Source organism: Streptomyces sp. NPDC059852 (assembly GCF_042731455.1).
In the GTDB taxonomy this organism is placed as follows: Bacteria; Actinomycetota; Actinomycetes; order Streptomycetales; family Streptomycetaceae; genus Streptomyces.
In genome coordinates, this window is the sequence record NZ_JBHWJK010000003.1 from 47,449 (window position 1) to 72,807 (window position 25,359).

Sequence of the window (25,359 nt, forward strand, 5' to 3'; positions counted from 1 at the left end):
GGGCGATCACCGAGGGGGGTGGTTAGCATGGCTGAGTTGACGACCACCGACCGACAGGAGCCTTCACGACCATGGAACGTGGTTCCTCGGGGCTTCAGGAGGCGCCCGCGGCGCGCGGTCCGGTGCGGCAGCGCCTGGACCGGCTGGCCCGCGAGGTCGCCAAGTTCGGCGCGGTGGGCGGGGCGGGGCTGCTGGTCAACCTGCTCGTGTTCAACCTGGTACGGCAGGTCACCGATCTGCCGGTGGTGCGGGCGAGCGTGATCGCGACCATCGTCGCGATCATCTTCAACTACATCGGCTTCCGGTACTTCACCTACCGCGACCGCGACAAGAGCCGCCGCACCAAGGAGATGACCCTCTTCCTGCTGTTCAGCGCGGCGGGCCTGGTCATCGAGAACGGGGTGCTCTACACGGCGACCTACGGGTTCGGCTGGGACAGCCCGCTGCAGAGCAACATCTTCAAGTTCCTCGGCATCGGCATCGCGACGCTGTTCCGCTTCTGGTCCTACCGCACGTGGGTGTTCCGCGCTCTGCCGGCGCAGAAGGACCCCGTGGCCGGCAAGGAGTCGTTCCTGGAGTCCCGTCCGGGCTCGGACAAGCCCGCCCGCCAGCGCGTGAGCTGACCCTCCGGCCCGTTCAGCGGACCGTGCGTTCGGTGTCCGTGGACGACTTCTTCGGCGGGGCCGTGCGGGACAGGAACAGCGCGAACACCGGCGGGTTCGTCTGCAGCATCTCCAGCCGGCCCCCGTCCGCCTCGGCGAGGTCGCGGGCGACCGCCAGGCCGATCCCGGTGGAGTTGCGGCCGCTGATGGCGCGCTCGAAGATGCGGGCCCCCAGGTCCTCCGGGATGCCCGGCCCCTCGTCCGTGACCTCGATGACCGCCTGGTTGCCGGTGACGCGGGTGCGCAGCGCCACCGTGCCCCCGCCGTGCATGAGCGAGTTCTCGATCAGGGCGGCCAGCACCTGCGCGACCGCGCCCGGGGTGCCGACCGCCGTCAGATGCCGTTTGCCCGAGCTGACGATGGCCCGGCCCGCGCTGCGGTACGCCGGGCGCCACTCCGCGAGCTGCTGCTGGATCACCTCGTCGAGGTCGAAGGTGACCGCGGAGCCGCTGCGAGGGTCGCGGGAGTTGGTCAGCAGCCGCTCCACCACGTCCGTCAGGCGCTCCACCTGCGTCAGCGCGATGGTCGCCTCCTCCTTCACCGTGTCGGGGTCGTCGGTGAGGGTGATCTCCTCCAGCCGCATGGACAGCGCGGTCAGCGGGGTGCGCAGCTGGTGCGAGGCGTCGGCGGCGAGGCGTCGCTCGGCCGTGAGCATCCGCGCGATGCGCTCGGCGGAGGAGTCCAGCACGTCGGCGACCCGGTCCAGCTCGGGCACGCCGTAGCGCTTGTGGCGGGGGCGGGGGTCGCCCGAGCCGAGCCGCTCCGCCGTCTCGGCGAGGTCGGTGAGCGGCGAGGCCAGCCGGTTGGCCTGGCGCACGGCGAGCAGGACGGCCGCGATCACCGCGAGCAGGGCCACCGCGGCGATGATCATCAGCGTCCGGCCGACCTCGCGGGTCACGGACGAGCGCGGCTCCTGGACGGTGACCGACTCGCCTTCCTCGCCCTGCTCGCGGGCGCTGATGACGTCGCCGCCGGGCCGGTCGCCGACCTCGATCACGGGTTTGCCGGGGATGCGGATCTCGGCGTAGCGGTCGCCCTGGATCTGGTCGCGCAGCACGGCGGCGTCCACGGTCTCGTCGCCAAGCAGCCGGCTGTCGACGATGCTGGCGAGCCGCACCGCCTCGGTGTCCACCCGCTCCTGCGCGGTGTTGGTGATCGTCCGGGTCTCGACGATCACCAGCGACACCCCGAACACGGCGATCACGACGAGGACGACGGCGAGGGTGGACTGGATCAGTCGTCGGCGCATGGCGTGTTACTCACCTGTCGGGCTCGGGAACCGGTACGGGCCCGTGACTCAGCTCTTCTCGAAGCGGAAACCGACGCCCCGCACCGTCGCGATGTAGCGGGGGTTCGCCGCGTCGTCGCCCAACTTCTTACGCAGCCAGGAGATGTGCATGTCGAGGGTCTTGGTCGAGGACCACCAGGTGGTGTCCCAGACCTCGCGCATCAGCTGGTCGCGGGTGACCACCCGGCCCGCGTCGCGCACCAGCACCCGCAGCAGGTCGAACTCCTTGGCGGTGAGCTGGAGTTCCTCGTCGCCCATCCAGGCCCGGTGCGACTCGACGTCGATCCGCACACCGTGCGTGGCGGGCGGCTGCTGGGGCTCGGCGGAGCCGCGCCGCAGCAGGGCCCGGACCCGCGCGAGGAGCTCGGCGAGCCGGAACGGCTTGGTGACGTAGTCGTCGGCGCCCGCGTCCAGACCCACGACGGTGTCGACCTCGTCGGCGCGCGCGGTCAGGATCAGGATGGGCACGGCGTGACCGTCGGCCCGCAGCCGGCGGGCCACCTCGAGGCCGTCCATGCCGGGCAGCCCGAGGTCCAGCACGACGAGGTCGATGCCGCCCTGCATCCCGGCGTCGAGGGCGGTGGGCCCGTCCTCGCGGACCTCGACCTCGTACCCTTCCCGGCGCAGTGCGCGGGCCAGCGGCTCCGAAATGGACGCGTCGTCCTCGGCGAGCAGTACTCGGGTCATGAGCTGATGGTAGTCCGCCCGCCTCGCGCGCCGGGGTGGGATCGGCCCCTTGCCTCTTACCGTCCTCCGGCGTGCTTCTTACCTTCTTCGGGGGCTGGTACAGACCACGCGTGGAAGGTGCGACCCTGGAGGGGCCTTCGAATGCATGTGCACGGTTGCGCGTAAACCTGTGATTCGCGTCTCAAACCCTTTCATATGGGGCGGTGTCGTGACGTATGGTGAATCCACGCCTGTAGCACTGCGGGGACCTCCGGCCACTTGACGCCGGGGGTCTCTCTTGCGTAGGGGCCGTTCCCGGCCCCGGAACAGCAATGACCTGTGGCCGGGCCTCCGATGGCGGGGGCATGGATCCCGATGGTCGCCGTCTTCCGCTCCTCATCCGGACGGAAACCCCTCCAGGGCGTGGGGGCGACGGTCTCGACCGCCGGTGCCGGCCGCCCCCCACCGGGCGCGTGACCGCTCCATGTCGCATGCGCGTCCCGACAGCAAGGAACGACCATGGCGTCCAGCCTGACGAAGGACTCGGCCCCCACCGGAATCCCCGGTTCCGATCGCACCTTCTTCGGCCACCCCCGCGGACTGGCCACTCTCTTCATGACCGAGATGTGGGAGCGTTTCTCCTACTACGGCATGAGGGCTCTGCTCCCGCTGTACCTCGTCGCTCCGGCCGGCCTCGGCCTCAGTGCCACCACGGCCACGGCGATCTACTCGGTCTACCTCTCGCTCGTCTACCTGCTCGCCCTGCCGGGCGGCTGGTTCGCCGACCGCGTACTCGGCCCGCGCAAGACGGTGGCCGTGGCCGGTGCCGTCATCATGCTCGGCCACCTGACGCTGGCCCTCCCCTGGTCCGGCAGCTTCTTCGCGGGCCTCGGCCTGGTGGCGATCGGGTCCGGCCTGCTGAAGGCCAACATCTCGACGATGGTCGGCCACCTCTACAACGGCCCGGAGGACCCGCGCCGCGACGGTGGCTTCACGATCTTCTACATCGGGATCAACCTGGGCGCCTTCGCCGCCCCGCTGGTCATCGGCACCATCGGTGAGAACGTCAACTGGCACCTGGGCTTCGCGCTCGCCGCGCTGGGCATGGCGCTGGGTCTGGCCCAGTTCCTGCTGGGCGGCCGCCACCTGAGCGCCAAGTCGGACGTCGTCCCCACGCCGCTGACCGCCGAGCAGAAGGCCGCGACCCTGCGCAAGGCGTTCTTCTGGGCCGCCGTCGCCGCGGTGTTCTACGCGATCGTCGGCTTCTCCGGCGTCTACACCCTGAACTGGCTGCTGGTCCCGATCACCGTCGCCGGTCTCGTCATCCCGGTCATGGTCATCGGCCGGATGAAGCGCGACAAGCAGCTCGACCGCGGCGAGCAGTCGAAGCTGACGGCGTACATCTGGTTCTTCGTCGCCGCCGCCGTGTTCTGGATGATCTACGACCAGGGTGGCTCGACCGTCTCCCTGTTCGCCGAGTCCTCCGCCGACAACTCGGTCTTCGGCTGGGAGTTCCCGGTCTCCTGGTACCAGTCGGTCAACCCGGTCATGATCATGGCGCTGGCGCCCGTCTTCGCCTGGGCGTGGCTCGCGCTGGCCAAGCGGGGCAAGGAGCCGAGCACCGCGTCGAAGTTCGCCATGGGCCTGATCCTGGTCGGCGCGTCCTTCTTCCTCTTCCTGGCCCCGCTGTCGATCGCCGACGGCGGCCACAAGGCGGCCGCGCTGTGGCTGGCGGCGATCTACTTCGTGCAGACCGTCGGTGAGCTGATGCTGTCCCCGGTCGGCCTGTCGGTCACCACGAAGATGGCCCCCGCCAAGTACGCCTCCCAGATGATGGGTGTCTGGTTCCTGGCCGTCACCGCGGGTGACGCCACCACCGGTCTGCTCTCCATCGCGGGCGTCGACCTGAACAAGACGGGCATCGTCACGCTGGAGGCCACGCTCGCCGTGGTCGCCGGGTTCGCGGTCTGGATGTACCGCAAGAAGGTCAAGGAACTCATGGGCAGCGTCAACTGACGCCCGTCCCCGAGTCCGCCCGGAGGGCCACCGCACGCCAGGCGCGCGGTGGCCCTCCGGCGTTCCAGGACACCGCGGTCAGCGCGGGCGCTCCGTGCCGTGCCCGCTCACGATGTCGTCGATCGGCGTCCCGCAGGCGTGGTCGACGTCGACGACCTCGGCGCGGGTGAGGGGGCGGTCAGCAGCACCGCCGAGCCGGCCGGGGCCGCGGCCGTCGCGAGCGCGGCGGTTCGCTTCCGCTTCGGCACGGTCCCCTCATTCCTTACGGCGTATCAGATCGCCCGTCGAGGTGCGCCCTGGAGCTCGAGGAAGGAAGACGCGGCGCACGCCGGAGTCGTGGCGGTCGTGAGGGCGCCGGAGGGAGGGGGTGACCCGGGCGACGGGGGGCGAGGACCCGGTGAACGCGGAGGCCACGGGAAAACCGATTCTTCCCGCGGCCGGACGGATCAGGACGGGGCGCCCAGCTCCGCCCACACGGTCTTCCCGGCCTGCCCGGGCGTGCGGACGACGCCCCAGTCCAGGCACAGGCGCTGCACGATGAACATGCCGTGGCCGCCGGGGCGGCCCGCGCGGTGCGGTGTACGGGGGGCGGGCTGCCCGGTGCCCTTGTCGGACACCTCGACCCTGATCACCTTGTTGTCGTAGGCGATCAGCATGTCGTCGGGGCCCTCGGCGTGCAGGCAGGCGTTGGTGACCAGCTCGGAGACCACCAGCAGGACGTCCTCGGCGGCGGCCCGCCGGTCGGCGGAGGCGGCCGGCAGCCAGCCCCACGCGTACAGCGCCTGACGGGCGAAGTCACGCGCGAGCGGGACGACACCGCTCTGGTCCGCGAAGTCCAGCGTGCGCACCTGACGCGCCGCGGACGGCTGCGCGGGCTTCACGGACGCCAGGGACGCCCCGGAGGCCCCCGCGGACGCCTCCGCGGCCGGTGAGCCCCCCGTGGGGCCGTCCGGCGCCGGAGCGGCGGCCCCGGACACCCCGGAAGCGCCGCTGGGCTCTGGGCCGCGGTCGCCCGGCGAGAAAGGCCGGGTGGTGCTCATCAGCGCTTCACCTCACCGATTCACCAGTTCATCGTTCAACTCTTCAACGGTCTGTACGCGGAGTCGGTACACCAGTACACGATCCGTGCCGGGTGCGCCGGTCACGGGCCCTCGCCGGTGGCCGACGTCACAGCCGAGGGTTCCAGGATGTCTCCTGCCCGACCCGGGCGGGGGAACACCCCTTCTCTTCGGCCGAATGATGTGACGTCCGTTGCGAAGGCGGCACGAGGGGTCAGCCGGAGCCGCCGGCCCCGTCGGCGAGGGCGTCCTCGAGGGTGTCGTGGACCGTGAAGACGGCCTCCGCGCCCGTGATCTCGAACACGCGCGCGACGACAGGCTGCATTCCGGCCAGATGGACTCCCCCACCGGCGGCCTCCGCCTTCAGACGCGCCCCGAGCAGCACGTTCAGCCCCGTCGAGTCGCAGAACTCCAGCCGGGAACAGTCGACCACCAGTCGGCTGAAACCCTTCGTGAGGCACTCCTCGAGTGGCTCACGCAACAGATCTGCGGTGTGGTGGTCCAACTCACCCACCGGGGTCACGACGGCACTGGAGCCCTCTTCGCGAACCTCCACCAGAAGTCGGCCAGACTGTGCGCTGCCGACCGTCCCGCGGTCCATGCCGTCTCTCACTCCCGACGTCGTGGCTGCTGACTGACGCTGTCGAACACTACGCCTTCCCTACGCCCTCCAACACCCGAACATCCACCCACAAACGGACATTTCGGAACAGAACGCACTTGCGGTGGGCTCCGGAAAGCCGATAGGGCTAGTAGAGACACGCAACCGACTCGGCCGGCTTTGGAGGCGCCGCACACCGCAGTGCACGCAAAGGCTTCGGCAGCCATATGCCGAGAACGATGGAGGACATCATGTCACCCCGGCTCGACGCCTCGCATACCCCCGTCGCGACGTCGGCTCCCCGACCGGAACATCTGGATCCCATCGAGCGCGGCGGCGTATCCGCCGAACTGGCCCTCGGCCAGGACCTCGCTCAGGACTTCCCCCACGACGACGTACTCGCCGGGCTTCCGGAGATCCCGCCGTACGACGAGGTGGGGCCGGTGGACGCGCGGGCCTTGTCCAAGACCCTCTTCGAGCGGCTGGAGTCGCTGGAGGAAGGCACCCACGACTACTCGTACGTCCGCAACACGCTCGTCGAACTCAACCTCGCCCTGGTCAAGTTCGCCGCCTCCCGCTTCCGCTCGCGCAGCGAGCCGATGGAGGACATCATCCAGGTCGGCACGATCGGCCTGATCAAGGCGATCGACCGTTTCGAGCTCAGCCGCGGAGTGGAGTTCCCCACCTTCGCGATGCCGACCATCATCGGCGAGATCAAGCGTTTCTTCCGGGACACCTCGTGGTCGGTGCGGGTGCCGCGCCGCCTCCAGGAGCTCCGGCTCGACCTGGCCAAGGCCGGTGACGAACTCGCCCAGAAGCTCGACCGCGCCCCCACGGTGGCCGAGCTCGCCGAGCGTCTCGGTCTCACCCGTGACGAGGTCGTCGAGGGCATGGCGGCGTCGAACGCCTACACCGCCTCCTCGCTGGACGCCCAGCCCGAGGAGGACGACGCCGAGGGCGCGCTGGCCGACCGGATCGGCTACGAGGACAACGGCATCGAGGGCATCGAGTACGTCGCCTCCCTCAAGCCGCTCATCGCCGAACTCCCGCCGCGGGACCGCAGGATCCTGTCCCTGCGGTTCGTCGCCGGCATGACCCAGTCGGAGATCGGCGAGGAACTCGGCATCTCCCAGATGCATGTCTCGCGTCTGCTGTCGCGCACCCTGGTCCGGCTCAGAAAGGGCCTGACGATCGAGGAGTGACGGGCCGTCGGAGGGCCACGACACGCCTCCGGCCCCCGGGACTGTGCCCGGTGCCCCGCCGAAACCGGTCGGCCGGGCACCGGGCACAGTGCTGCTGTGCGGGTCCCGTGGCAGGCACCAGGGTTACCCGCAGAAACCCTTTCCCCAGGGCTCCCCTTCCTCCACTATGAGCCGTCATACCCGCCGGTGGTCCGTGCTCCGTGCGGGTCGCACGGCTGCGAGGAGGCGGCGGGATGACAGGGGCCGACGGCACAGGCCACGACCGGGAGGACACCGGTCCCCGGATCCACGCGGACACCTCCGACGCCCGGCTGACCGAACTGCTGCGCGGTCACACGACCACGGCGTACCCCGCCCTCCAGGAGCTGCGCGCCCGCCACCTCCCGCACGTCCTCGCCTACGCCCGGCTGTGCGCGCCCGACGACGCCCTGGCCCGTCAACTGGCCGCCGGAGCCGTCACGTCGGCGGCCCGGCGGGCCGCGCGCGGCCTCGACCCCGGCCTGCCCTGGCGGCACCACCTCCTGCTCCTCGCCGCCCGGACGGCCGGGACCTGGGCGACCGACGAACGGGCGGCGGGCCTCGACCCCGCCCTGCTGCTCCTGCTGCGCACGAGCGGCCCCGACGGGCCGCTCCCGCCCATGCTCACCGCCTTCCAGTCCCTCCCGGACCGCGCCCAGGGCCTGGTCTGGTACGGGATCGTGGAAGGGGAGCCGCCCGAGCGCACGGCGGCCCTGCTCGGGCTCACCCGCGAGGACGTCGCGTACGGCACCGGCCCGGCGCTCCAGCAGCTCGCCCGCGCCTGTCTGCACACCCGTCTCGCCGCCTCCGACGACCCGGACTGCCCGGACTTCGGCCGTCTCATCGAGGAGTCCGTACGCCCGGAGAACCCGCGCGACAGCGCCGATCTGCAGGACCACATGGCGCACTGCCCGCACTGCGCCGCCGCCCATGCCGAGCAGGCGGCGCTGCGGGACACCCCGCGCGCCGCCCTGGCGGAGGGGCTGCTGCCCTGGGGCGGGACGGCGTACACCGGGGTCGCGGCACGGGGCGGTCCGACGTCCGGCCGGGGCACACGGGTACGGCCCGGCCGCACGCGGGAGGCACGGCCGGACCGCCGTCAGGTCGTCCTGGTGTCGACGGCGCTCGGGGTGGCGCTGCTGCCGCTGGTGCTGTTCCTGGTCGCCCATGCGGGTTCGGATACGGGGGGCCGGGCGGACGCGGGGGGCCGGGCGGGCGCGGCGGTGAGCGTGCCGCCGCCGGCGGTGACGAGCACGGCGGCGACCGGGCCGACCACGTCGTCGACGTCGTCCCCTCCACCGTCTCCTTCGCCCTCACGGACCACGAAGTCGCCCTCGCCCTCCGCGAGTCCGTCTCCCACGAAGTCGGCGACGGCACGGCCGCCGGCGTCCACCGCGCGTCCGCCGTCCTCCTCGTTCGCGCAGGTCGTGAACGCCGGTTCGGGGCTGTGCCTGGACGTGGGCGGTGCCTTCTTCGACGGGACCGACGTGATCACGGCCCGCTGCTCCGGGTCGCGCACCCAGCGCTGGCGGGTCGACGAGGACCGGGGGGTGCTCCAGTCGGCCGCCGACCCCGGCTTCTGCCTGGACAGCCGGGGGGACACGGACCGGGGCGTCGGGGTCTGGGACTGCGACTCGGTCGGGGGCCGCAACGGGCGGAACCTGATGTTCACCGTCGACGGGGACGGGCTGATCCGCCCCGTCATCGCCTTCGGGACGGCCCTCACCCCGGACGGCGGCGCGGGCGACGGGCTGTCGCTGGAGCCCGCGGGCGGCGGCGCCGGCCAGCGGTGGCGGGCGGGGGCCGCCTGATCAGGCCACGCGGACGCCGCGCCGCCACACCTCGCCCACCAGGGGCACGCCGGGCCGGTAGGCCAGGTGCACATGGCTCGGGGCGTCGAGCAGCAGCAGGTCGGCACGGGCGCCCGGGGCGAGCCGGCCGATGTCGTCGCGGCGCAGCGCCGCCGCGCCGCCCGCCGTGGCCGACCAGACCGCCTCGTCGGGCGTCATCCCCATGTCCCGTACGGCGAGCGCCACGCAGAACGGCACCGACGAGGTGTACGACGAGCCCGGGTTGCAGTCGGTGGACAGCGCCACGGTGACCCCGGCGTCGAGCAGCCGCCGGGCGTCGGGCCACTGCGCCCGGGTGGAGAACTCGGCGCCGGGCAGCAGGGTGGCGACGGTACGGCTGTGGGCGAGCGCGTCGACGTCGGCGTCCGTGAGGTGGGTGCAGTGGTCGGCGCTGGCGGCGTCCAGTTCGACGGCCAGCTGGACGCCGGGGCCGTGGGAGAGCTGGTTGGCGTGGATGCGCGGGTGCAGGCCGCGGGCCTTGCCCGCGGTGAGGATCGCGCGGGCCTGGTCGCCGTCGAAGGCGCCCTTCTCGCAGAACACGTCGATCCAGCGGGCGTACGGGGCGCAGGCGTCCAGCATCGGGCCGGTGACGAGGTCGACGTAGGCCGTCGGGTCGTCGGCGTGGTCCGGGGAGACGATGTGCGCGCCGAGGTAGGTGACCTCGTCGGTGTGGGCGGCGGCGATGCGCAGGGCGCGGGCCTCGTCGTCGACGGTCAGGCCGTAGCCGGACTTGGTCTCGAAGGTGGTGGTGCCCTGGCGCAGGGCCTCGGCGAGGTGCCGGGTGAGGTTCGCCTCCAGCTCGGCGTCGCTCGCGGCGCGCGTGGCGGCGACGGTGGTGCGGATGCCGCCCGCGCTGTACGGCCGCCCGGACATCCGGGCGTTGAACTCCTCGGTGCGGTCGCCCGCGAAGACGAGGTGCGAGTGGGAGTCGACGAAGCCCGGGATCACCGCCCGGCCACCGGCGTCGACCCGGTTGTCAGTGGCGGGTGCTTTCCTTTGATCACCGGTCCACACGACGCGGTCGCCCTCGACGGCGATCGCCGCGTCGTGGACCAGTCCGAGGGGGGAACCGTCACCTAGGGAGGGGTCGTTGGTGACCAGGGCGGCGATGTTGGTGATGAGCGTGCTGGCGGTGCTCGCCGAGTGGGCGGGGCTGACGGTCGTCGCGTTGCTCATGGCGTCCTTGGTTGCCTTGTCGGCGGTGGGGTCGGGGGCGGGGCGGCCGGGGGTCATCCGCGCAGGGCTGCCACGGCGTCCGCGAGGGCGCGCGGCACGTCCGGCACAAGGGTGTGGGCCCCGTCCCGCACGACGTGCCGGCCGGCCACGACCGTATGCGACACGTCCGCTGCCGACGCGGCGAATACGGCCGTCTCGGCCCCGAGCCGCGGAAGCGGCCCTGCCGTCCTGACGGAGTCCAGCGCGATGGTCGTGAAGTCGGCGGGCGCACCCGGTTCCAGGGTGCCCGCTCCGTCCCAGCCGAGGGCCGCGTGGCCGTCGGCGGAGGCGGCCCGCAGCAGGGCGGACGCCGTCCAGTGACCGCGGGTGCGGGTGCGCAGCCGCTCGTTGAGCTCCAGGGCGCGGGCCTCCTCGAGCAGGTCGATGACGGCGTGGCTGTCGGAGCCGAGACACAGCGGTGAGCCCTCGTTCTGGAGGGCGGCGGCCGGTCCGATGCCGTCGGCGAGGTCGCGTTCGGTGGTGGGGCACATGCAGGTGCCGGTGCCGCTGCCGCCGATGAGGGAGATGTCCTCGGGCGTGAGGTGGGTGTTGTGCACGCCGGTGGTGCGCGGGCCGAGGACGCCGTGCAGGGCCAGCAGCTGGGTGGGGGTGCAGCCGTGGACCTCGCGGCAGGCGTCGTTCTCGGCGGTCTGCTCGGACAGATGCACATGGAGGGGGGCGTGCCGCTCCTCGGCCCAGCGGGCGACGGTCGCCAGCTGGTCGGCGGGCACGGCCCGCACGGAGTGGACGGCCGCGCCGATCCGCGCGTGATCGTGTTCCTTGAGAAGTGAACAGCGTTCGGCCCAGGCGTCGGCGTCCCCGTCGGAGAAGCGCAGCTGGTGCGCGGTGGGCGGGCGGCCGAAGCCGGAGGAGAGGTAGGCGGTGTCGAGGAGGGTGATCCGGATGCCGGCCTCGGCGGCGGCCGCGATCAGGGCCTCGCCCATCGCGTTGGGGTCGGCGTAGGGGGTGCCGCCGGGCGCGTGGTGGACGTAGTGGAACTCGCCGACGGCGGTGACGCCGGCGAGCGCCATCTCGGCGTACACCGCGCGGGCGAGCGCGTGGTAGGTCTCCGGGGTCAGCCGCTCGGCGATGGTGTACATGACCTCGCGCCAGGTCCAGAAGGTCCCGGAGCCGACCTGGACGGTGCCGCGCAGGGCGCGGTGGAAGGCGTGGCTGTGCGCGTTCGCGAGACCGGGCAGGGTCAGCCCGCGCAGGACCTCGGCGCCGGGCGGCGGGGAGGGGACGTCGGTGCGGACGGCGGTGACGCGGCCGTCCGCCACCTCCAGGGCGACGCCCGGTTCGACGTGGGTGTCGAGCCAGGCGTGCTCCAGCCAGTACGTCTTCGCTGTCACCTGCGGGCCAGCCCTTCCAGTACGTCGGCGAGTGCGAGCACCCCGGCCACGCAGTCGTCCTCGGCGGCGAACTCGGCCGGGGAGTGCGAGACGCCCGTGGGGTTGCGTACGAACAGCATGGCGGTCGGGATGCTCCCGGAGAGGATTCCGGCGTCGTGTCCGGCGCCGGTTCCCAGGACGGGCACGGTGATCTCGGTGTCCTTGCCGAGGATGCGGGCCAGTTCGTCGCGCAGTGCGTGGTCGAACTCGACGACGGGGGTGAAGGACTCGCGGACCACGTCGAGTCCGACGCCGTGCGCGTCGGCGTGGGCGCGGGCCGCCTTCTCGATGCCGCCGACGACGGCGTCGAGGCACGCCTGGTCCTCGGCGCGGGAGTCGAGCCAGCCGCGCACCAGGGAGGGGATGGCGTTGACGCCGTTGGGCTCGACGGCGATCTTGCCGAAGGTGGCGACGGCTCGGGCCTGTTCGGCCTCGCGGCGGGCGGCGAGCACCGTCTCGGCGTAGGGGAGCATCGGGTCGTGCCGGTCGGTGAGCCGGGTGGTCCCGGCGTGGTTGGCCTCGCCCCGGAAGTCGAACCGCCAGCGGCCGTGCGGCCAGATGGCGCCGGCGACGCCGACCGGGTCGCCGGTCAGGTCCAGGGCGCGGCCCTGCTCGACGTGCAGCTCGACGAAGGCGCCGATGCGGGCGAGCCGTTCGGGGTCGGCGCCGAGGGCGTCGGGGTCGTATCCGGCGGCCTCCATGGCGCGCGGCAGGCTGGTGCCGTCCGCGTCGGTCAGGCGGTGCGCCTCCTCGACGGTGAGCGCTCCGGCGGTGAGGCGGGAGCCCACGCAGGCGAGCCCGAAGCGGGCGCCCTCCTCGTCGCCGAAGTTGACGACGGCGAGGGGCTTGGCGAGGTGCGTGCCACGGGCGCGCAGCTCGTCGAGCGCGGCGAAGGAGGACACCACGCCGAGGGGGCCGTCGAAGGCCCCGCCGTCGGGCACGGAGTCCAGGTGCGACCCGGTGACGACGGCGTCCCCGGCGGTCGGGTCGCCGAGCCAGGCCCACTGGTTGCCGTTGCGGTCCACCTCGTAGGCGAGCCCGCGGGTCCGCGCCTGCTCCTCGAACCAGGCCCGGCACTCGAGATCGGCACCGGTCCAGGCGGACCGGCGGTAGCCGCCGGAGGCCGGGCTGCGGCCGATCGGCAGCAGCTCGGCCCACATGCTGTGGAAGGTCACGCGTCGTCACCCTCGCGCATCGGCACCCGGACCTGCCGCTCGTCGGCGACCGACTCCGCGATGTCGTAGCCGGCGTCCACGTGCCGGATGACGCCCATGCCGGGGTCGTTGGTGAGCACGCGGCGGATCTTCTCGCCGCCGAGCTTCGTGCCGTCGGCGACCGTGACCTGGCCGGCGTGGAGGGAGCGGCCCATGCCGACGCCGCCGCCGTGGTGCAGGGAGACCCAGGAGGCGCCGGACGCCACGTTCACCATGGCGTTCAGCAGCGGCCAGTCGGCGATCGCGTCGGAGCCGTCGAGCATGGCCTCGGTCTCGCGGTACGGCGAGGCGACCGAGCCGCAGTCGAGGTGGTCGCGCCCGATGGCCAGCGGCGCGGCCAGCTCGCCGCTCGCGACCATGTCGTTGAAGCGCTCGCCGGCCTTGTCGCGTTCGCCGTAGCCGAGCCAGCAGATCCGGGCGGGCAGGCCCTGGAAGTGGACGCGCTCGCCGGCCATCTTGATCCAGCGGGCGAGGGACTCGTTCTCCGGGAACAGGTCGAGGATCGCCTTGTCGGTCTTCGCGATGTCGGCCGGGTCGCCGGACAGGGCGGCCCAGCGGAAGGGGCCCTTGCCCTCGCAGAACAGGGGGCGGATGTAGGCGGGGACGAAGCCGGGGAAGGCGAACGCCCGGTCGTACCCGGCGAGCTGGGCCTCGCCGCGGATCGAGTTGCCGTAGTCGAAGACCTCGGCACCGGCGTCCATGAAGCCGACCATGGCCTCGACGTGCCGGGCCATGGACTCGCGGGCGCGGGTCGTGAACCCGGCCGGGTCCTTGGCCGCGTAGGAAGCCATGTCGTCGAAGTCGACGCCGACCGGCAGGTAGGCCAGCGGGTCGTGGGCGGAGGTCTGGTCGGTGACGATGTCGATCGGGGCGCCCTCGGCGAGCATCCGCGGGAGCAGTTCGGCGGCGTTGCCGAGGAGGCCGATGGACAGCGGGCGGCGGGCGTCGCGGGCCTCGGTGGCGAGCTGGAGGGCGTGCTCCAGGGAGTCGGCGCGCACGTCGAGGTAGCGGTGCTCGATACGGCGCTCGATGGCGCGCGGGTCGCAGTCGACGCAGATGGCGACGCCGTCGTTCATGGTGACGGCGAGCGGCTGGGCGCCGCCCATGCCGCCGAGGCCGGCGGTGAGGGTGATGGTCCCGGCGAGGGTGCCGCCGAACTTCTTCGCGGCGACGGCGGCGAACGTCTCGTAGGTGCCCTGGAGGATGCCCTGGGTGCCGATGTAGATCCAGGAGCCGGCGGTCATCTGGCCGTACATGGTGAGGCCGAGGGCCTCCAGACGGCGGAACTCCTCCCAGTTGGCCCAGTCGCCGACGAGGTTGGAGTTGGCGATCAGGACGCGCGGGGCCCACTCGTGCGTCTGCATGACGCCGACGGGGCGGCCGGACTGGACGAGCATCGTCTCGTCCTGCTTCAGGGTCCTGAGCGTGCGGACCATGGCGTCGAAGGAGCGCCAGTCGCGGGCGGCCTTGCCGGTGCCGCCGTAGACGACGAGCTTGTCGGGGTGCTCGGCGACCTCGGGGTCGAGGTTGTTCTGGAGCATCCGCAGGGCGGCTTCCTGCTGCCATCCCAGGGCACTCAGTTCCGTACCGCGCGGGGCTCGGACGGTGCGGGGTCCTGACATGGTCTGCCTCCCAGCGGACGAGGACGATGACTGTTGAGGTTGCTATTCACATCCTGACTTCATGAATAGAGCTAGTCAATACATCCGTGCGCCAGCAGGGGCGCCCGGTCGGTGTTTGGCTGGACGCGGTCGGTGTGGACGGCGAAGGGACGGAGGACACGGTGGGCGAGGCAGCGGGGATCGAGGCGCACGACGGACGCCGGGCGGCACGGCGGGACGAGGCGGTGCGGGCGGCCGTGGAGCAGGGGCTGCTCGGCCCGGCCTCCCCCGTGGTGGGCCTGCTCGACGTCACCGGCATCCGGGAGTCGGCGGCGGCGCTGCGGGCGGCCTTCGACGCCGTGACGGCACCCGGCACCCCCGTGCTGCACGCCTTCGCCGTCAAGGCGTGCCCGCTGGTGCCGGTGCTGCGGCTGCTGCACGAGGAGGGCATCGGCGCCGAGGTGGCCAGCCCCGGCGAGCTGGCGCTGGCCCGCGCCGCCGGGCTTCGCCCGGAGGCGACCGTGCTCGACTCGCCCGCGAAGACCCCGGCGGAGCTGCGCCAGGCGCTCGCCCTGGGCATCGCCGTGAACGCCGACAATCCGCAGGAGCTGGAGCGGCTGGACGCCCTGATGCTCCCCCACGGCCCGGACGGCACGGGCGGCACGGGCGGCACGGGCGGCACCCCCACCCTCTCCCCCCTCGGGCTGCGGGTGAACCCGCAGGTCGGCGGGGGTTCCATCGGGGCGACGTCGACGGCCACGCCCACCTCGAAGTTCGGGGTGGCGCTGCGCGATCCGGGGGCCCGGGCGTGGGTCGTCCAGGCGTACCGGGACCGTCCGTGGCTGACCCGGCTGCACACCCACACCGGGTCGCAGGGCATCCCGCTGTCCCTGATGGCCCAGGGGGTGGCGGAGGCGTACGCGCTGGCGGAGGAGATCAACGAGGCCGTCGGGCGGCGGCAGATCGACACCCTCGACCTCGGCGGCGGACTGCCCGTGAACTTCGCCTCGGACGCGACCGCCCCGACCTACGCGCAGTACGCGCGCCTGCTCGCGGAGGCGGTGCCGGGGCTGTTCGACGGCCGCTACGGCCTGGTCACCGAGTTCGGCCGGTCCCTGCTCGCCAAGCACGGCACGATCGTGGCGCGCGTCGAGTACGCCAAGAGCGCGGGCGGGCGGCCGGTCGCGATCACGCACGCGGGAGTGCAGGTCGCCACGCGGACGGTGTACATGCCGGGCAGCTGGCCGCTGCGGATCGCCGCGTACGACGCCAAGGGGCGCCCGAAGGAGGGGCCGGACGTGACGCAGGACGTGGCCGGCCCGGCCTGCTTCTCCGGTGACCTGCTGGCCGAGCGGGCCTCGCTGCCGCTGCTGGAGCAGGGGGACCACGCGGCGGCGCTCGACACCGGCGCGTACTACTTCGCGCACCACTACGCCTACAACTCCCTGGCCCGGCCCGGCGTGTACGGCTTCGCGGCCGGCGCGGACGGGGAGGTCGCGTTCGCGACGGTACGGGAGCCGCAGTCCGTCGAGGAGATCGTGGCCGAGTCCGGAGGGGCGCACGTCACCGCGCTCACCACCATCGGCGAGCCCGGGCGCCGTTGACGCACCCCGGGCCGGGCCTGTGAACAGGGGAGGTCAACTCCCCTGTGCCGGTGCCCAGTCGACCCACCCTAGCCACTTCGCGCATGTTCCACCGGAAAATGCCCGAACGCTCACTCGCCGCACACACGTTGCGTAGTTTGGCGGTCACTCAGCCGGACCCCAGGCGGGAGGGGAGCGACGGTGCCCGGAATCGACGAGTGCTTGCTGGAGACGATGCGACTGCCAGGTGCCCGGGGGGCGGCGCTCGTGGACTGGACGAGCGGGCTGGCCCTGGGCACGGTGGGCGACCCCCCGGGAGGTGACCACGAGACGGCGGCCGCCGAGGCGGCGGAACTGGCCCGGCTGGCCGCCGAGCAGCAGGCGTTCGGCCCGGAGGACGGCGGCGACGCCGCGGACCCCCCGGTCGAGGACGTGATCCTCAGCAACCGCGACAGCTACCACGTGCTGCGGTTCGTGCCGACGTCGTTCGACAGCAGCGTGTGCCTGTACCTGTGGCTGGCCCGCTCGGACGGCAACCTCGCGCTGGCCCGCATCCGGCTCGGCGAGATGGCCGAACGGCTGGTGCTGGGATGACCGTCGTCGCCGGCACCCCGCCGCCCCGGCTGCCGGTCCGGGACCGGCAGGCGGCCCTCCGGGAGGCCCGGGGCGTCGTCTCCCCGATGCTGACCCGGCTCGCGGACGAGCACGCCACCGGCGTCCTGCACCGCGAGCACGGCACGCTCCACCTCGTCGACGGCCGGGTGGTGCACGCGGAGAGCCCGCTCGCCCCCAGCCTCGGCGCGCTGCTCACGGCCCACGGCGGTCTCGACGCCACCGCGTGGCGGGACGCCGAGGACACCGCCGACGAGACCCATCTGCTGCGGCACGGCGTCACCCCCGGGGTGCTGGAGCTGGCCCAGGTCAGCGCCCTGTACGACGCGGCGTACTTCGCGCTCGCCCCGAGCAGCACCCCCGGCCGCTTCCGGTACGGCGGCGCGCACTGGCTCGCCGCCGTGCACCCGGTGCCGGTGGACGACCTGGAGCGCGAGACGCTGCGCCGCCGCGCCCTGCTCCGCACCATCTGGCCGGACCCGGCGATCGACGGGGCGCCCCTGGTGCGGGCCGACCCGGTGGCGGCGCCCTCGGTGCCGTCCCGGCAGGCGGCCGTCCTGGCCCGGGTGGACGGCGTCCGCAAGGCCGTGGACATCGCGCGGGAGCTGGGCAGGCCCGCCTTCCACACCCTGGTGCATCTGCGGCGGCTGGCCGCGGCGGGCCTCGTCTGCGCGCGGACGCCGCCCCACCAGGACCATCCGTCCGACGGCGCCGGCGATCCCTATGTCGCGCTGCTGAAGAGGGTCAGGGATGCGCTGGAGGCCCTTTGACCGCAAACCCTTCGAGGACCACGACACGGCGGACGGGCTGCCCCGCCCGCCCCAGCGGTCCCGTGCCGAGAGGAGAAGACTGATGGCGGCCGAGGCCGCTCTACTCGACGAGTTCCGCCGGCTCAGAGCCCGGGTGCCCCAGCTGACGGGGGCTCTGGCGGCCGGCGTCGACGGCCTCGTCCTCGCCCACGACACCCCCGGCGTCGAGCCGGACGGTCTGGCCGCGCTCACCGCGGCGGCGCTCGGCGTCGCGATGCGCGTGACGGACGCGACCGGCCGGGGCGACTTCCGCGAACTGCTCATGCGCGGCACCGGCGGCTATGTCGCCACCTACGCCGCCGGACGCACCGCCGTGCTGACGCTGCTCGCCGAGGACGGCGTCAACGTCGGCCGGCTGCACCTGGAGGGCCGCCGCGCCGGCGCCCGCATCGGCGAACTCGTCGACGCCGACGCGGCCCTGCCGAAGCGGAGCCCGGCCAAGAGCTCCGCGAAGGAGCCCGCCAAACCCATGCCCACCCGTACGAGAAGCACGCGCGCCGCGCGCACCGCCGCGAACGCGCGCACCACTACCGAAAGTTGAGAGGACACCACGTCATGGCCAACACCGAGACCGCTCTGAAGGAATGCCTCGCGTCGATCGAGGGGGCGACCGGCGTCGCGCTCGTCGACTACACCAGCGGAATGGCCCTCGGCACCCTGGGCGGCAGCAAGACCTTCGACCTGAACGTCGCCGCCGCGGGCAACACCGACGTCATCCGGGCCAAGATGCGCACCATGGAGCACCTGGGCCTCAAGGGCGGCATCGAGGACATCCTGATCACCCTGAACGACCAGTACCACCTGATCCGGCTGCTCACCGGGCGCGGCGGCAACGGCCTCTTCATGTACCTGGTCCTCGACGCCAAGCGCGCCAACCTGGCCATGGCCCGGCACCAGCTGAAGAAGATCGAGGAGGAGCTGGAGGTCTAGAGCGCCCGCGTCACACCAGCGCCGCGGCGCGGCGGCGGGCCCCGCCCGGGCCCGCGTCGCCCGCGGCGATGCCGGTGGTGCGGAAGCCCTTCACGGCCTTGCCGGCCGGGCGGCCCGCCCGGGCGTCCAGCCAGTCGACCCGCACCCACAGCAGGACGCCCCCGGCCAGCTCACGGCGGCCCACCCAGGCCGCCTTCAGCCACAGCCCCGCCCCGCAGCCCGCCAGCAGCAGCCCGCCGGCCACCGGCACCGCGAACGCGGAGGCCACGGCGGCGACGAGAGCGAGCAGCAGCCACCAGCGGTGGCCCCGGCGCCAGGCCCGTACGCTCACCGCCCGGTCCTGGAGCACGTCCTGCTTGGCGGCCCGCGCGGCCGACCCGATCAGCGCGGCGTACCGTCCGCGGCGGGCGAGAGCGACGACGGCGAGGGCCACGAGGAACAGCGCGGCCCCGGCGAGCGCGCCGATCCGGCGCCCCGTCAGGCCCGGCACCAGCGCGCCGACACCGGCCGCGCACACCCCGGTCCACCACAGCGGCGCGGCCCCGGCCCGTACGACGACGGCCACCCGAGCCAGCCCATGTCCTCCACCGCGCACCACGTTCAGCCTCCCGTCTCGTTGTCGTCCAGACGTCCGTGGCGGGCAGGTTAGCCAGCCAACGTGAGACGAGCCTTAAGAACGTCGGGAACGCGGGACCGGTTCACTCGACGAACAGTCCCCGTGCCGCCGCCCGTGCGTCGAACTCCTCCAGCCGCGCCTGGGCGTCCGGCAGGTCGTCGCACATGGCCTCCAGCAGGACCCGGCCCAGCAGCATCGGCGCGCAGGCGGTGTCGAAGGCGAGGCCGGTGCCGACGGCCGCGGGCAGCAGCAGGTCGGAGACCCGGGCGACGGGCGCGAACGCCGAGTCCGCGACGGTGACGACGGTCAGCCCGGCGTCCTTGGCGTAGGTCAGGGTGTCCACGACCTCGCGCGGGTGCCGGGGCAGCGCGAAGCACAGCAGGGCGCTCGCCCCGGCCCGGACGGCGGCGTCGATCCGGTCGTGGAGCATGGTGCCGCCCTCGTCGAGCAGCCGGACGTCCGGGTGCACCTTGGCGGCGAAGTACGCGAAGCCGTACGCCTGGGCGGCGGCGGCGCGCAGCCCCAGGACGGGCAGGGGGCGGGAGGCGGCGAGGACGCGCCCGGCGCGCTGCACGGGACGCGGGTCGGCGAGCGCCTCGGCCAGGTGCCGCAGGTTCTCGATCTCCGCCTCGACGGCCTGCTGGTACTCGTTGTACGAGCCGGAGTCCGGCGCGGGCTCGGCGGGCGCGACCTCGCGCAGGTGCCGGCGCAGCGCCGGGTAGCCGTCGAAACCGAGGGCGACGGCGAAGCGGGTCACGGACGGCTGGCTGACGCCGGCCAGTTCGGCCAGCTCCACACTGGACAGGAAGGGCACGTCGGCGGCCCGGCGCACCATGCTGTGCGCGATGCGCCGCTGGGTCGGTGTCAGCCGGTGCCCCTCGAAGAGGGTCTGGAGCCGCGCGGCGGGGCCGTCCGTCCCGGTCGTGTTCCTGTCGGCGCTCATGCCGCGCTTCCCCTCCAGAGGTCGGTGAACCGGTCGAGCAGGGCCGCCGCCGCGGTCACGTCGCCGGTGAGCGGACGGTCGGCCGGGTCGTCGTCGAGCACCGCCTCGGCCAGCGCCAGCGCCCGGCCCGCCGGAAGCGCGGGATCGGGCCGCAGATCGCGCTGGCGCAACGCCCGTACGGCGGAGACGAGTTCGCAGCCGACGACGAGACGGTACGCGTCGCACGCGCGCAGTGTCTGCCGGGCGGCGAGCGAGGCGAAGCTGGCCTGCTCCTCCACGCCCCGGGAGAGTACAGCGTGCCCGAGGGAGGCGGGGGCGGAGAACGCGCGCAGATCACCGAGGGCGGCCCCGGCGGCGTACTCCAGGATCATCACGCCGGACGCGGCGGGCGCGGGGTCGGCGAGGAACGGACGCAGGCGGGTGAACGCCGGTTCGTTGAGGGTCGAGAGCCGGGACGTCGACAGCCGGGCGACCTGCATGAGCGCGAGCCGGAAGTGGTCGAGGGCGAGGGCGAGCTGGGCCTGGTAGAAGCCGCCGTGGTGGTAGGCGGCCATGTCCTCCGGGGAGATGAGGGGGTTCTCGGCGGCCGCGTTCATCTCCACCGCCAGCACGTGTTCCAGGGCGTCGGCGGCGTCGTGCGCCGGGCCGTGGATCTGGGGCAGGCAGCGGAAGCCGTACGGGTCCTGGATGCGGCCGAGCGGCGGGGTCGGCCGGTCGTCGGCGCCGATGAGCCGGCGCATCCGGCGGGCGACCTCGGCGCTGCCCCGGTGCGGCCGGGCGGCGTGCACGGGCGCGGCGTACGCCTCGTGGGAGCCGTCGACGGCGAGCAGGGAGAGGGCGGCGACGACCTCGGTGGCGCCGACGAGTCCGCGCAGCTCGTGCAGGGCGAGGGCGGCCTGGCCGAGCGTGAGGGCGTTGCTGCTGATGAACGCGAGGGCGTCGTTGTTGTCGAGGGGCTGTGGCGCGGGGGCCCCGGGGCCTCGCCAGGGGTGTTCGCCGGCGAGCGCGAGGCCGGCCTGGGCGAGGGCCGCGATGTCGCCCGTGCCGACGGAGCCGAACTCGTTGACGACCGGGTGGGCGCCGCTCTCCAGTGCCTCGCACAGAGCGGTGACGACGCTGGGACGCAGTCCGGCGCCGCCCGCGAGCAGTTGGTTGGCCCGTATGGCGAGCATGGCCCGCACCTGCCGGGCGGGCACCTCCGCGCCGATGGCGCCGGCGTGGCTGCGCAGCAGCCGCAGTCCGTGCCCGGCGGCGGCCTCGGTGGGCACGGGTTCGTTGCGGTTGGCGCCGACGCCGGTGGAGCGGCCGTAGACCCGTCCGGTCGCGGCGATGAGGCGGGCGGCGTCCCAGGACGCCTCGGCCCTCTTGAGCGCCTCGGGCGCGGGCACCGGGCGCGCGGCGCCGTCGGCGAGGCGCACGACGTCCCGCACGCCGAGCCCGGTCCCGTCGAGGACGACCGGCCCGGCGCGCCGGGGGGACGGGACACCCGGCAGGTCCACGCACCGCGACCCCATCGACCAGCACTCCCCTCACGCCGCTATTCAGCTAGGAAGAACTCTGCATGACGCTATGCAGCCGGGCAAGGGACGTCTCGTGGCGCGACCTGTGCGCCCGGGTGGCGGGCGGGGCTTCCCCCGCCGGGAGAGGGGGGTTGTCCCCAGTGCGTGGGGCACCCGCCGCTGCCTACCGTGGGCGTATGACGGCAATGGACGCGCAGGGCCCCGAGCTCAAGAAGGAACTCGACGCCACGCTGCAGGCCCGCAGGGAGCTCGGTGAGGAGTACGAGTCCGCGCTGGTCGACTCGTTCCTGGAGAAGGTCGACCAGCGCATCGACGGCGCGGTCGAGCGCCGGCTCCGCCGGCAGCTGGCCGAGCAGCAGATGACGGCGGCCCGGGGCGCCCGGTCGTCCCAGGCCACGGACAGCTGGGGCGAGCGCTTCGGCTTCGGCATCGTCTCGCTGGTCCTGGCGATCCCGCTGTCGGCCATCGGCGGTGGTATCGCCCACCTGCCGGGTCTGCTGGTCGCCTGGGCCGGCATCGTCGGCGTGAACGTGGCCCAGGTCGCGCGCACCAACCCGGGGCTGTTCCGGGGCCGGCGCCGCGGGTCCGGCAAGGGCGACGACGCCTGGGAGGACTGAGAGGGTTTGTGCGCGGGGACCGCCGCACCCCCGTCACCGGGGGGCGGGACGACGGCGGTCCCCGCGAGGGACGTCGGCCGGGTCAGGGCCAGGTCTCGACGTCCGGGCGTCCATGGAGGTCCGGGAGCCGCTCCGGAGGTCCTTGGACGTTCGGTGCCGGCTCGGGCGGGGAGCCGCTCCCGCCCGTCTGCCGACACCCATCAATGTGCCGGACGCGTGTTAAGCGTGTGCTGCGCGGACGTGACACGCTCGTACCACTTCGGCGACGGCCGGGGCCCCGGCGGCCGTACGTTCGCCGCCGGCCGGGCCCGTTCACCGTGGATTCGCCGCTACTTCCCGCCCTTGGCCAGGAAGGCCAGCAGGTCCTGCCGGCTGATGACCCCGGTCGGCTTGCCCTCGACGAGCACGATCGCGGCGTCCGCGGCGCCCAGCACCGACATCAGGTCGCCGACCGGCTCACCGGAGCCGACCTGCGGCAGCGGGGCCGACATGTGCTTCTCCAGCGGGTCCTCCAGCGAGGCCTTCTTGGTGAAGAGGGCGTCCAGGAGCTCGCGCTCCACGACGGAGCCCACGACCTCGGCGGCCATGACGTCGGGGTGGCCGGCGCCCGGCTTCACGATCGGCATCTGCGAGACGCCGTACTCGCGCAGCACCTCGATGGCCTCGCCGACCGTCTCGTCGGGGTGCATGTGGACGAGGGACGGGATGGCGCCGTGCTCCTTGTCGTTGAGGACGTCGGCGACGCGGGCGTTCGGGCCCTCGTCCTCCAGGAAGCCGTAGTCGGCCATCCACTCGTCGTTGAAGATCTTGCTGAGGTAGCCGCGGCCGCTGTCGGGCAGCAGGACCACGACGACGTCGTCCGGGCCGAGCCGCTCGGCCACCCGCAGCGCGCCGACGACCGCCATGCCGCAGGAGCCGCCGACGAGGAGGCCCTCCTCCTTCGCGAGGCGCCGGGTCATCTGGAAGGAGTCCTTGTCGGACACCGGCACGATCTCGTCGGCGACGGTCCGGTCGTAGGCGCTCGGCCAGAAGTCCTCACCGACGCCCTCGACCAGGTAGGGCCGGCCGGAGCCGCCGGAGTACACCGAGCCCTCGGGGTCGGCACCGATGACCTTCACCTTGCCGTCGCTGACGTCCTTCAGGTAGCGGCCGGTGCCGGAGATGGTGCCGCCGGTGCCGACGCCCGCCACGAAGTGGGTGATCTTCCCCTCGGTCTGCTCCCACAGCTCGGGGCCGGTCGAGTGGTAGTGGGAGAGCGGGTTGTTCGGGTTGGAGTACTGGTCCGGCTTCCACGCCCCGGGCGTCTCGCGCACCAGCCGGTCGGAGACGTTGTAGTACGAGTCGGGGTGCTCGGGGTCGACGGCGGTCGGGCAGACGACGACCTCGGCGCCGTACGCGCGCAGCACGTTGATCTTGTCGGTACTCACCTTGTCGGGGCACACGAAGATGCACTTGTACCCCTTCTGCTGGGCCACGATGGCCAGCCCGACACCGGTGTTGCCGCTGGTGGGCTCGACGATGGTGCCCCCGGGCTTCAGCTCCCCGCTCTGCTCGGCCGCCTCGATCATGCGCAGGGCGATGCGGTCCTTCACGGAGCCGCCCGGGTTGAAGTACTCGACCTTGGCCAGGACGGTGGCCCGGATGCCCTTGGTCACGTGGTTGAGCCTCACCAGCGGGGTGTTGCCGACGAGGCTGATCATCGAGTCGTGGAAATGCACCGTTGTCTCCGGTAGCTGCAAAAGATGCGGTCGTGGTGTTCCGCCAGCCTATGGCCTGCACGAGACCCGTGAAGGTCGTTCACTCGCCGTGGGGATTGGGCCACCGTCCGTGCGGGGCAAGCAGTTGATGTACGGCTACGAGGAGGTGGCGGCGACGCATGACGAGCATGTCCAGGGCACGGGTGGCCCGACGGATCGCGGCGGGCGCCGCGTACGGCGGGGGCGGTATCGGCCTGGCGGGCGCGGCGACCGTCGGCCTGCTGCTCGCCGAGGTGCGGATGGCCAGGCGCCACGTCGGCAACGGCTCGACGAACCACGTCCCGAACGCCGACGGCCGCTACGGCCGCCTCTACGACGCCCCGGGTGAGACCGCGCTGCGCCTGACGCTGCTGGGCGACTCGACCGCCGCCGGGCAGGGCGTGCACCGGGCGGGGCAGACCCCGGGAGCCCTGCTGGCGTCGGGGCTGGCCGCGGTGGCGGAACGCCCGGTGGTGCTGCGCAACGTGGCGCTGCCGGGGGCCCGGTCGGACGATCTGGACCGCCAGGTGGCCCTGGTGCTCGCGGACTCCGCCGCGCCGCCCGACATCTGCGTGATCATGGTCGGCGCCAACGACGTCACCCACCGGATGCCTCCGACGCGTTCGGTGCGGCATCTGTCCTCGGCGGTCCGGCGGCTGCGCACGGCCGGCGCGGAGGTCGTCGTCGGCACCTGTCCCGACCTGGGCACGATCGAGCCGGTGCAGCAGCCGTTGCGCTGGCTGGCCCGGCGGGCCTCGCGCCAGCTGGCCGCCGCCCAGACCATCGGGGTGGTCGAGCAGGGCGGGCGCACGGTGTCGCTGGGCGACCTGCTGGGCCCGGAGTTCGAGGCGAACCCGCGCGAGCTGTTCGGCCCCGACCACTACCACCCCTCCGCGGAGGGGTACGCGACCGCGGCGATGGCGGTCCTGCCGACCCTGTGCGCGGCGCTCGGGCTGTGGCCGGCCGACGAGGAGCGTCCCGACGCCACCCGCCGCGAGGGGTTCCTGCCGGTCGCCCGGGCGGCCGCCGAGGCCGCGTCGGAGGCCGGTACGGAGGTCACCGCCGCGATGCCGACCGGGCCGAAGGGGCCCTGGGCTCTGCTCAAGCGGCGGCGCCGGCGCAGGCTGGGAGAGGCGGAGCCGTCACCGGCCGGACCGGCGGGTGTGCGGGAGGCCCCGTGAGTCACGACGGCCCCGTGGGCCACACAGCGA

The 25,359-nt window shown here is 73.3% G+C and carries 23 protein-coding genes; 11 read left to right on the plus strand and 12 right to left on the minus strand.

All coding sequences use genetic code 11. The features are described from left to right. The first annotated feature begins 71 nt into the window (after nucleotides 1-71). Nucleotides 72-623, plus strand: coding sequence for a GtrA family protein (locus ACFV46_RS04560; protein WP_376727270.1), 552 nt, complete (start codon nucleotides 72-74; stop codon nucleotides 621-623). A gap of 13 nt (nucleotides 624-636) precedes the next feature. Here the strand turns inward: ACFV46_RS04560 and ACFV46_RS04565 are convergent, their stop codons facing one another. Both ACFV46_RS04565 and ACFV46_RS04570 read right to left on the minus strand, forming a co-directional pair. Further along, nucleotides 637-1,911, minus strand: a complete 1,275-nt coding sequence (locus tag ACFV46_RS04565; RefSeq protein ID WP_361923639.1) for an ATP-binding protein — start codon at nucleotides 1,909-1,911, stop codon at nucleotides 637-639. 48 nt (nucleotides 1,912-1,959) lie between these two features. Further along, nucleotides 1,960-2,637 carry a response regulator transcription factor gene (locus ACFV46_RS04570; protein ID WP_055624243.1) on the minus strand — a complete coding sequence of 226 codons (678 nt, stop codon included), beginning with the start codon at nucleotides 2,635-2,637 and terminating at the stop codon, nucleotides 1,960-1,962. Between the two features lie 498 nt (nucleotides 2,638-3,135). Here ACFV46_RS04570 and ACFV46_RS04575 point away from each other — a divergent pair, with 498 nt between their 5' ends. Next, on the plus strand, nucleotides 3,136-4,632 hold the full coding sequence (locus tag ACFV46_RS04575) for an oligopeptide:H+ symporter (RefSeq protein WP_376727269.1): 1,497 nt from the start codon (nucleotides 3,136-3,138) through the stop codon (nucleotides 4,630-4,632). Between the two features lie 446 nt (nucleotides 4,633-5,078). On the opposite strand, the gene ACFV46_RS04580 is transcribed toward ACFV46_RS04575, so the two are convergent. Continuing rightward, nucleotides 5,079-5,672, minus strand: coding sequence for an ATP-binding protein (locus ACFV46_RS04580; RefSeq protein WP_361923634.1), 594 nt, complete (start codon nucleotides 5,670-5,672; stop codon nucleotides 5,079-5,081). A gap of 232 nt (nucleotides 5,673-5,904) precedes the next feature. Continuing rightward, entirely contained in the window at nucleotides 5,905-6,291 is a 387-nt protein-coding gene (locus ACFV46_RS04585; RefSeq protein ID WP_361923631.1) for an STAS domain-containing protein, read from the minus strand. A gap of 239 nt (nucleotides 6,292-6,530) precedes the next feature. Here ACFV46_RS04585 and ACFV46_RS04590 point away from each other — a divergent pair, with 239 nt between their 5' ends. Continuing rightward, a complete protein-coding gene (locus tag ACFV46_RS04590; RefSeq protein WP_361923628.1) occupies nucleotides 6,531-7,493 on the plus strand; it encodes an RNA polymerase sigma factor SigF in 963 nt (320 codons plus the stop codon). 233 nt (nucleotides 7,494-7,726) lie between these two features. Continuing rightward, on the plus strand, nucleotides 7,727-9,322 hold the full coding sequence (locus tag ACFV46_RS04595; protein WP_376727267.1) for a ricin-type beta-trefoil lectin domain protein: 1,596 nt from the start codon (nucleotides 7,727-7,729) through the stop codon (nucleotides 9,320-9,322). On the opposite strand, the gene hutI is transcribed toward ACFV46_RS04595, so the two are convergent. From hutI to hutU, 4 genes are read right to left on the minus strand one after another with little or no spacing between them, the layout of a single operon-like run. Beyond that, complete coding sequence (gene hutI / locus ACFV46_RS04600) at nucleotides 9,323-10,594, minus strand: imidazolonepropionase (protein ID WP_376727266.1); 1,272 nt, start codon at nucleotides 10,592-10,594, stop codon at nucleotides 9,323-9,325. Beyond that, complete coding sequence (locus ACFV46_RS04605) at nucleotides 10,591-11,928, minus strand: formimidoylglutamate deiminase (RefSeq protein ID WP_361923619.1); 1,338 nt, start codon at nucleotides 11,926-11,928, stop codon at nucleotides 10,591-10,593. The genes hutI and ACFV46_RS04605 overlap by 4 nt, the downstream gene beginning before the upstream one ends. Next, nucleotides 11,925-13,142, minus strand: a complete 1,218-nt coding sequence (locus ACFV46_RS04610; RefSeq protein ID WP_361923617.1) for an allantoate amidohydrolase — start codon at nucleotides 13,140-13,142, stop codon at nucleotides 11,925-11,927. The genes ACFV46_RS04605 and ACFV46_RS04610 overlap by 4 nt, the downstream gene beginning before the upstream one ends. Then, entirely contained in the window at nucleotides 13,139-14,803 is a 1,665-nt protein-coding gene (hutU, locus tag ACFV46_RS04615) for a urocanate hydratase (protein ID WP_385497001.1), read from the minus strand. The genes ACFV46_RS04610 and hutU overlap by 4 nt, the downstream gene beginning before the upstream one ends. A gap of 161 nt (nucleotides 14,804-14,964) precedes the next feature. On the opposite strand from hutU, the gene ACFV46_RS04620 reads away from it, so the two are divergent. From ACFV46_RS04620 to ACFV46_RS04640, 5 genes are all read left to right on the plus strand, one after another. Beyond that, on the plus strand, nucleotides 14,965-16,386 hold the full coding sequence (locus ACFV46_RS04620; RefSeq protein WP_376727299.1) for a diaminopimelate decarboxylase: 1,422 nt from the start codon (nucleotides 14,965-14,967) through the stop codon (nucleotides 16,384-16,386). A 180-nt stretch (nucleotides 16,387-16,566) separates the two neighbouring features. Beyond that, complete coding sequence (locus ACFV46_RS04625; protein WP_055624228.1) at nucleotides 16,567-16,959, plus strand: hypothetical protein; 393 nt, start codon at nucleotides 16,567-16,569, stop codon at nucleotides 16,957-16,959. Next, nucleotides 16,956-17,747, plus strand: coding sequence for a transcriptional regulator (locus ACFV46_RS04630; protein WP_376727263.1), 792 nt, complete (start codon nucleotides 16,956-16,958; stop codon nucleotides 17,745-17,747). The genes ACFV46_RS04625 and ACFV46_RS04630 overlap by 4 nt, the downstream gene beginning before the upstream one ends. An 82-nt stretch (nucleotides 17,748-17,829) precedes the next feature. Further along, nucleotides 17,830-18,327 carry a roadblock/LC7 domain-containing protein gene (locus ACFV46_RS04635; protein WP_361923608.1) on the plus strand — a complete coding sequence of 166 codons (498 nt, stop codon included), beginning with the start codon at nucleotides 17,830-17,832 and terminating at the stop codon, nucleotides 18,325-18,327. A 14-nt stretch (nucleotides 18,328-18,341) separates the two neighbouring features. Then, nucleotides 18,342-18,716, plus strand: a complete 375-nt coding sequence (locus tag ACFV46_RS04640; protein WP_062664557.1) for a hypothetical protein — start codon at nucleotides 18,342-18,344, stop codon at nucleotides 18,714-18,716. A gap of 10 nt (nucleotides 18,717-18,726) precedes the next feature. Here ACFV46_RS04640 and ACFV46_RS04645 read toward each other — a convergent pair whose 3' ends face one another. From ACFV46_RS04645 to ACFV46_RS04655, 3 genes are all read right to left on the minus strand, one after another. Continuing rightward, nucleotides 18,727-19,281, minus strand: a complete 555-nt coding sequence (locus tag ACFV46_RS04645; RefSeq protein ID WP_385497003.1) for a hypothetical protein — start codon at nucleotides 19,279-19,281, stop codon at nucleotides 18,727-18,729. Between the two features lie 133 nt (nucleotides 19,282-19,414). After that, nucleotides 19,415-20,275 (minus strand): MurR/RpiR family transcriptional regulator, encoded by an 861-nt coding sequence (locus ACFV46_RS04650; RefSeq protein WP_361923602.1) that lies wholly within the window; start codon nucleotides 20,273-20,275, stop codon nucleotides 19,415-19,417. Beyond that, nucleotides 20,272-21,789 (minus strand): aromatic amino acid ammonia-lyase, encoded by a 1,518-nt coding sequence (locus ACFV46_RS04655; protein WP_361923599.1) that lies wholly within the window; start codon nucleotides 21,787-21,789, stop codon nucleotides 20,272-20,274. Before ACFV46_RS04655 ends, ACFV46_RS04650 begins: the two co-directional genes overlap by 4 nt. A 182-nt stretch (nucleotides 21,790-21,971) precedes the next feature. Between ACFV46_RS04655 and ACFV46_RS04660 the strand changes: the two genes are divergently transcribed. Beyond that, nucleotides 21,972-22,412 (plus strand): hypothetical protein, encoded by a 441-nt coding sequence (locus tag ACFV46_RS04660; protein ID WP_361923596.1) that lies wholly within the window; start codon nucleotides 21,972-21,974, stop codon nucleotides 22,410-22,412. 329 nt (nucleotides 22,413-22,741) lie between these two features. Here ACFV46_RS04660 and ACFV46_RS04665 read toward each other — a convergent pair whose 3' ends face one another. Then, nucleotides 22,742-24,130 (minus strand): cystathionine beta-synthase, encoded by a 1,389-nt coding sequence (locus ACFV46_RS04665; protein WP_361923593.1) that lies wholly within the window; start codon nucleotides 24,128-24,130, stop codon nucleotides 22,742-22,744. Between the two features lie 158 nt (nucleotides 24,131-24,288). Here ACFV46_RS04665 and ACFV46_RS04670 point away from each other — a divergent pair, with 158 nt between their 5' ends. Next, nucleotides 24,289-25,329: an SGNH/GDSL hydrolase family protein gene (locus ACFV46_RS04670; RefSeq protein WP_361923591.1), complete on the plus strand. Its 1,041-nt coding sequence runs from the start codon at nucleotides 24,289-24,291 to the stop codon at nucleotides 25,327-25,329. Nucleotides 25,330-25,359: the final 30 nt, after the last annotated feature.

Excerpts from the sequence above, each read along its gene's own strand:
- ACFV46_RS04580 (WP_361923634.1), bottom strand. The coding sequence starts at position 5,672 with ATGAGCACCACCCGGCCTTTCTCGCCGGGCGACCGCGGCCCAGAGCCC.
- ACFV46_RS04650 (WP_361923602.1), bottom strand. The coding sequence starts at position 20,275 with ATGAGCGCCGACAGGAACACGACCGGGACGGACGGCCCCGCCGCGCGG.
- ACFV46_RS04590 (WP_361923628.1), top strand. The coding sequence starts at position 6,531 with ATGGAGGACATCATGTCACCCCGGCTCGACGCCTCGCATACCCCCGTC.
- ACFV46_RS04585 (WP_361923631.1), bottom strand. The coding sequence starts at position 6,291 with ATGGACCGCGGGACGGTCGGCAGCGCACAGTCTGGCCGACTTCTGGTG.
- ACFV46_RS04660 (WP_361923596.1), top strand. The coding sequence starts at position 21,972 with ATGACGGCAATGGACGCGCAGGGCCCCGAGCTCAAGAAGGAACTCGAC.
- ACFV46_RS04560 (WP_376727270.1), top strand. The coding sequence starts at position 72 with ATGGAACGTGGTTCCTCGGGGCTTCAGGAGGCGCCCGCGGCGCGCGGT.
- ACFV46_RS04630 (WP_376727263.1), top strand. The coding sequence starts at position 16,956 with ATGACCGTCGTCGCCGGCACCCCGCCGCCCCGGCTGCCGGTCCGGGAC.
- ACFV46_RS04565 (WP_361923639.1), bottom strand. The coding sequence starts at position 1,911 with ATGCGCCGACGACTGATCCAGTCCACCCTCGCCGTCGTCCTCGTCGTG.
- ACFV46_RS04670 (WP_361923591.1), top strand. The coding sequence starts at position 24,289 with ATGACGAGCATGTCCAGGGCACGGGTGGCCCGACGGATCGCGGCGGGC.
- ACFV46_RS04635 (WP_361923608.1), top strand. The coding sequence starts at position 17,830 with ATGGCGGCCGAGGCCGCTCTACTCGACGAGTTCCGCCGGCTCAGAGCC.
- ACFV46_RS04570 (WP_055624243.1), bottom strand. The coding sequence starts at position 2,637 with ATGACCCGAGTACTGCTCGCCGAGGACGACGCGTCCATTTCGGAGCCG.
- ACFV46_RS04575 (WP_376727269.1), top strand. The coding sequence starts at position 3,136 with ATGGCGTCCAGCCTGACGAAGGACTCGGCCCCCACCGGAATCCCCGGT.
- hutI (WP_376727266.1), bottom strand. The coding sequence starts at position 10,594 with ATGACCCCCGGCCGCCCCGCCCCCGACCCCACCGCCGACAAGGCAACC.
- ACFV46_RS04655 (WP_361923599.1), bottom strand. The coding sequence starts at position 21,789 with ATGGGGTCGCGGTGCGTGGACCTGCCGGGTGTCCCGTCCCCCCGGCGC.
- ACFV46_RS04595 (WP_376727267.1), top strand. The coding sequence starts at position 7,727 with ATGACAGGGGCCGACGGCACAGGCCACGACCGGGAGGACACCGGTCCC.
- hutU (WP_385497001.1), bottom strand. The coding sequence starts at position 14,803 with ATGTCAGGACCCCGCACCGTCCGAGCCCCGCGCGGTACGGAACTGAGT.
- ACFV46_RS04640 (WP_062664557.1), top strand. The coding sequence starts at position 18,342 with ATGGCCAACACCGAGACCGCTCTGAAGGAATGCCTCGCGTCGATCGAG.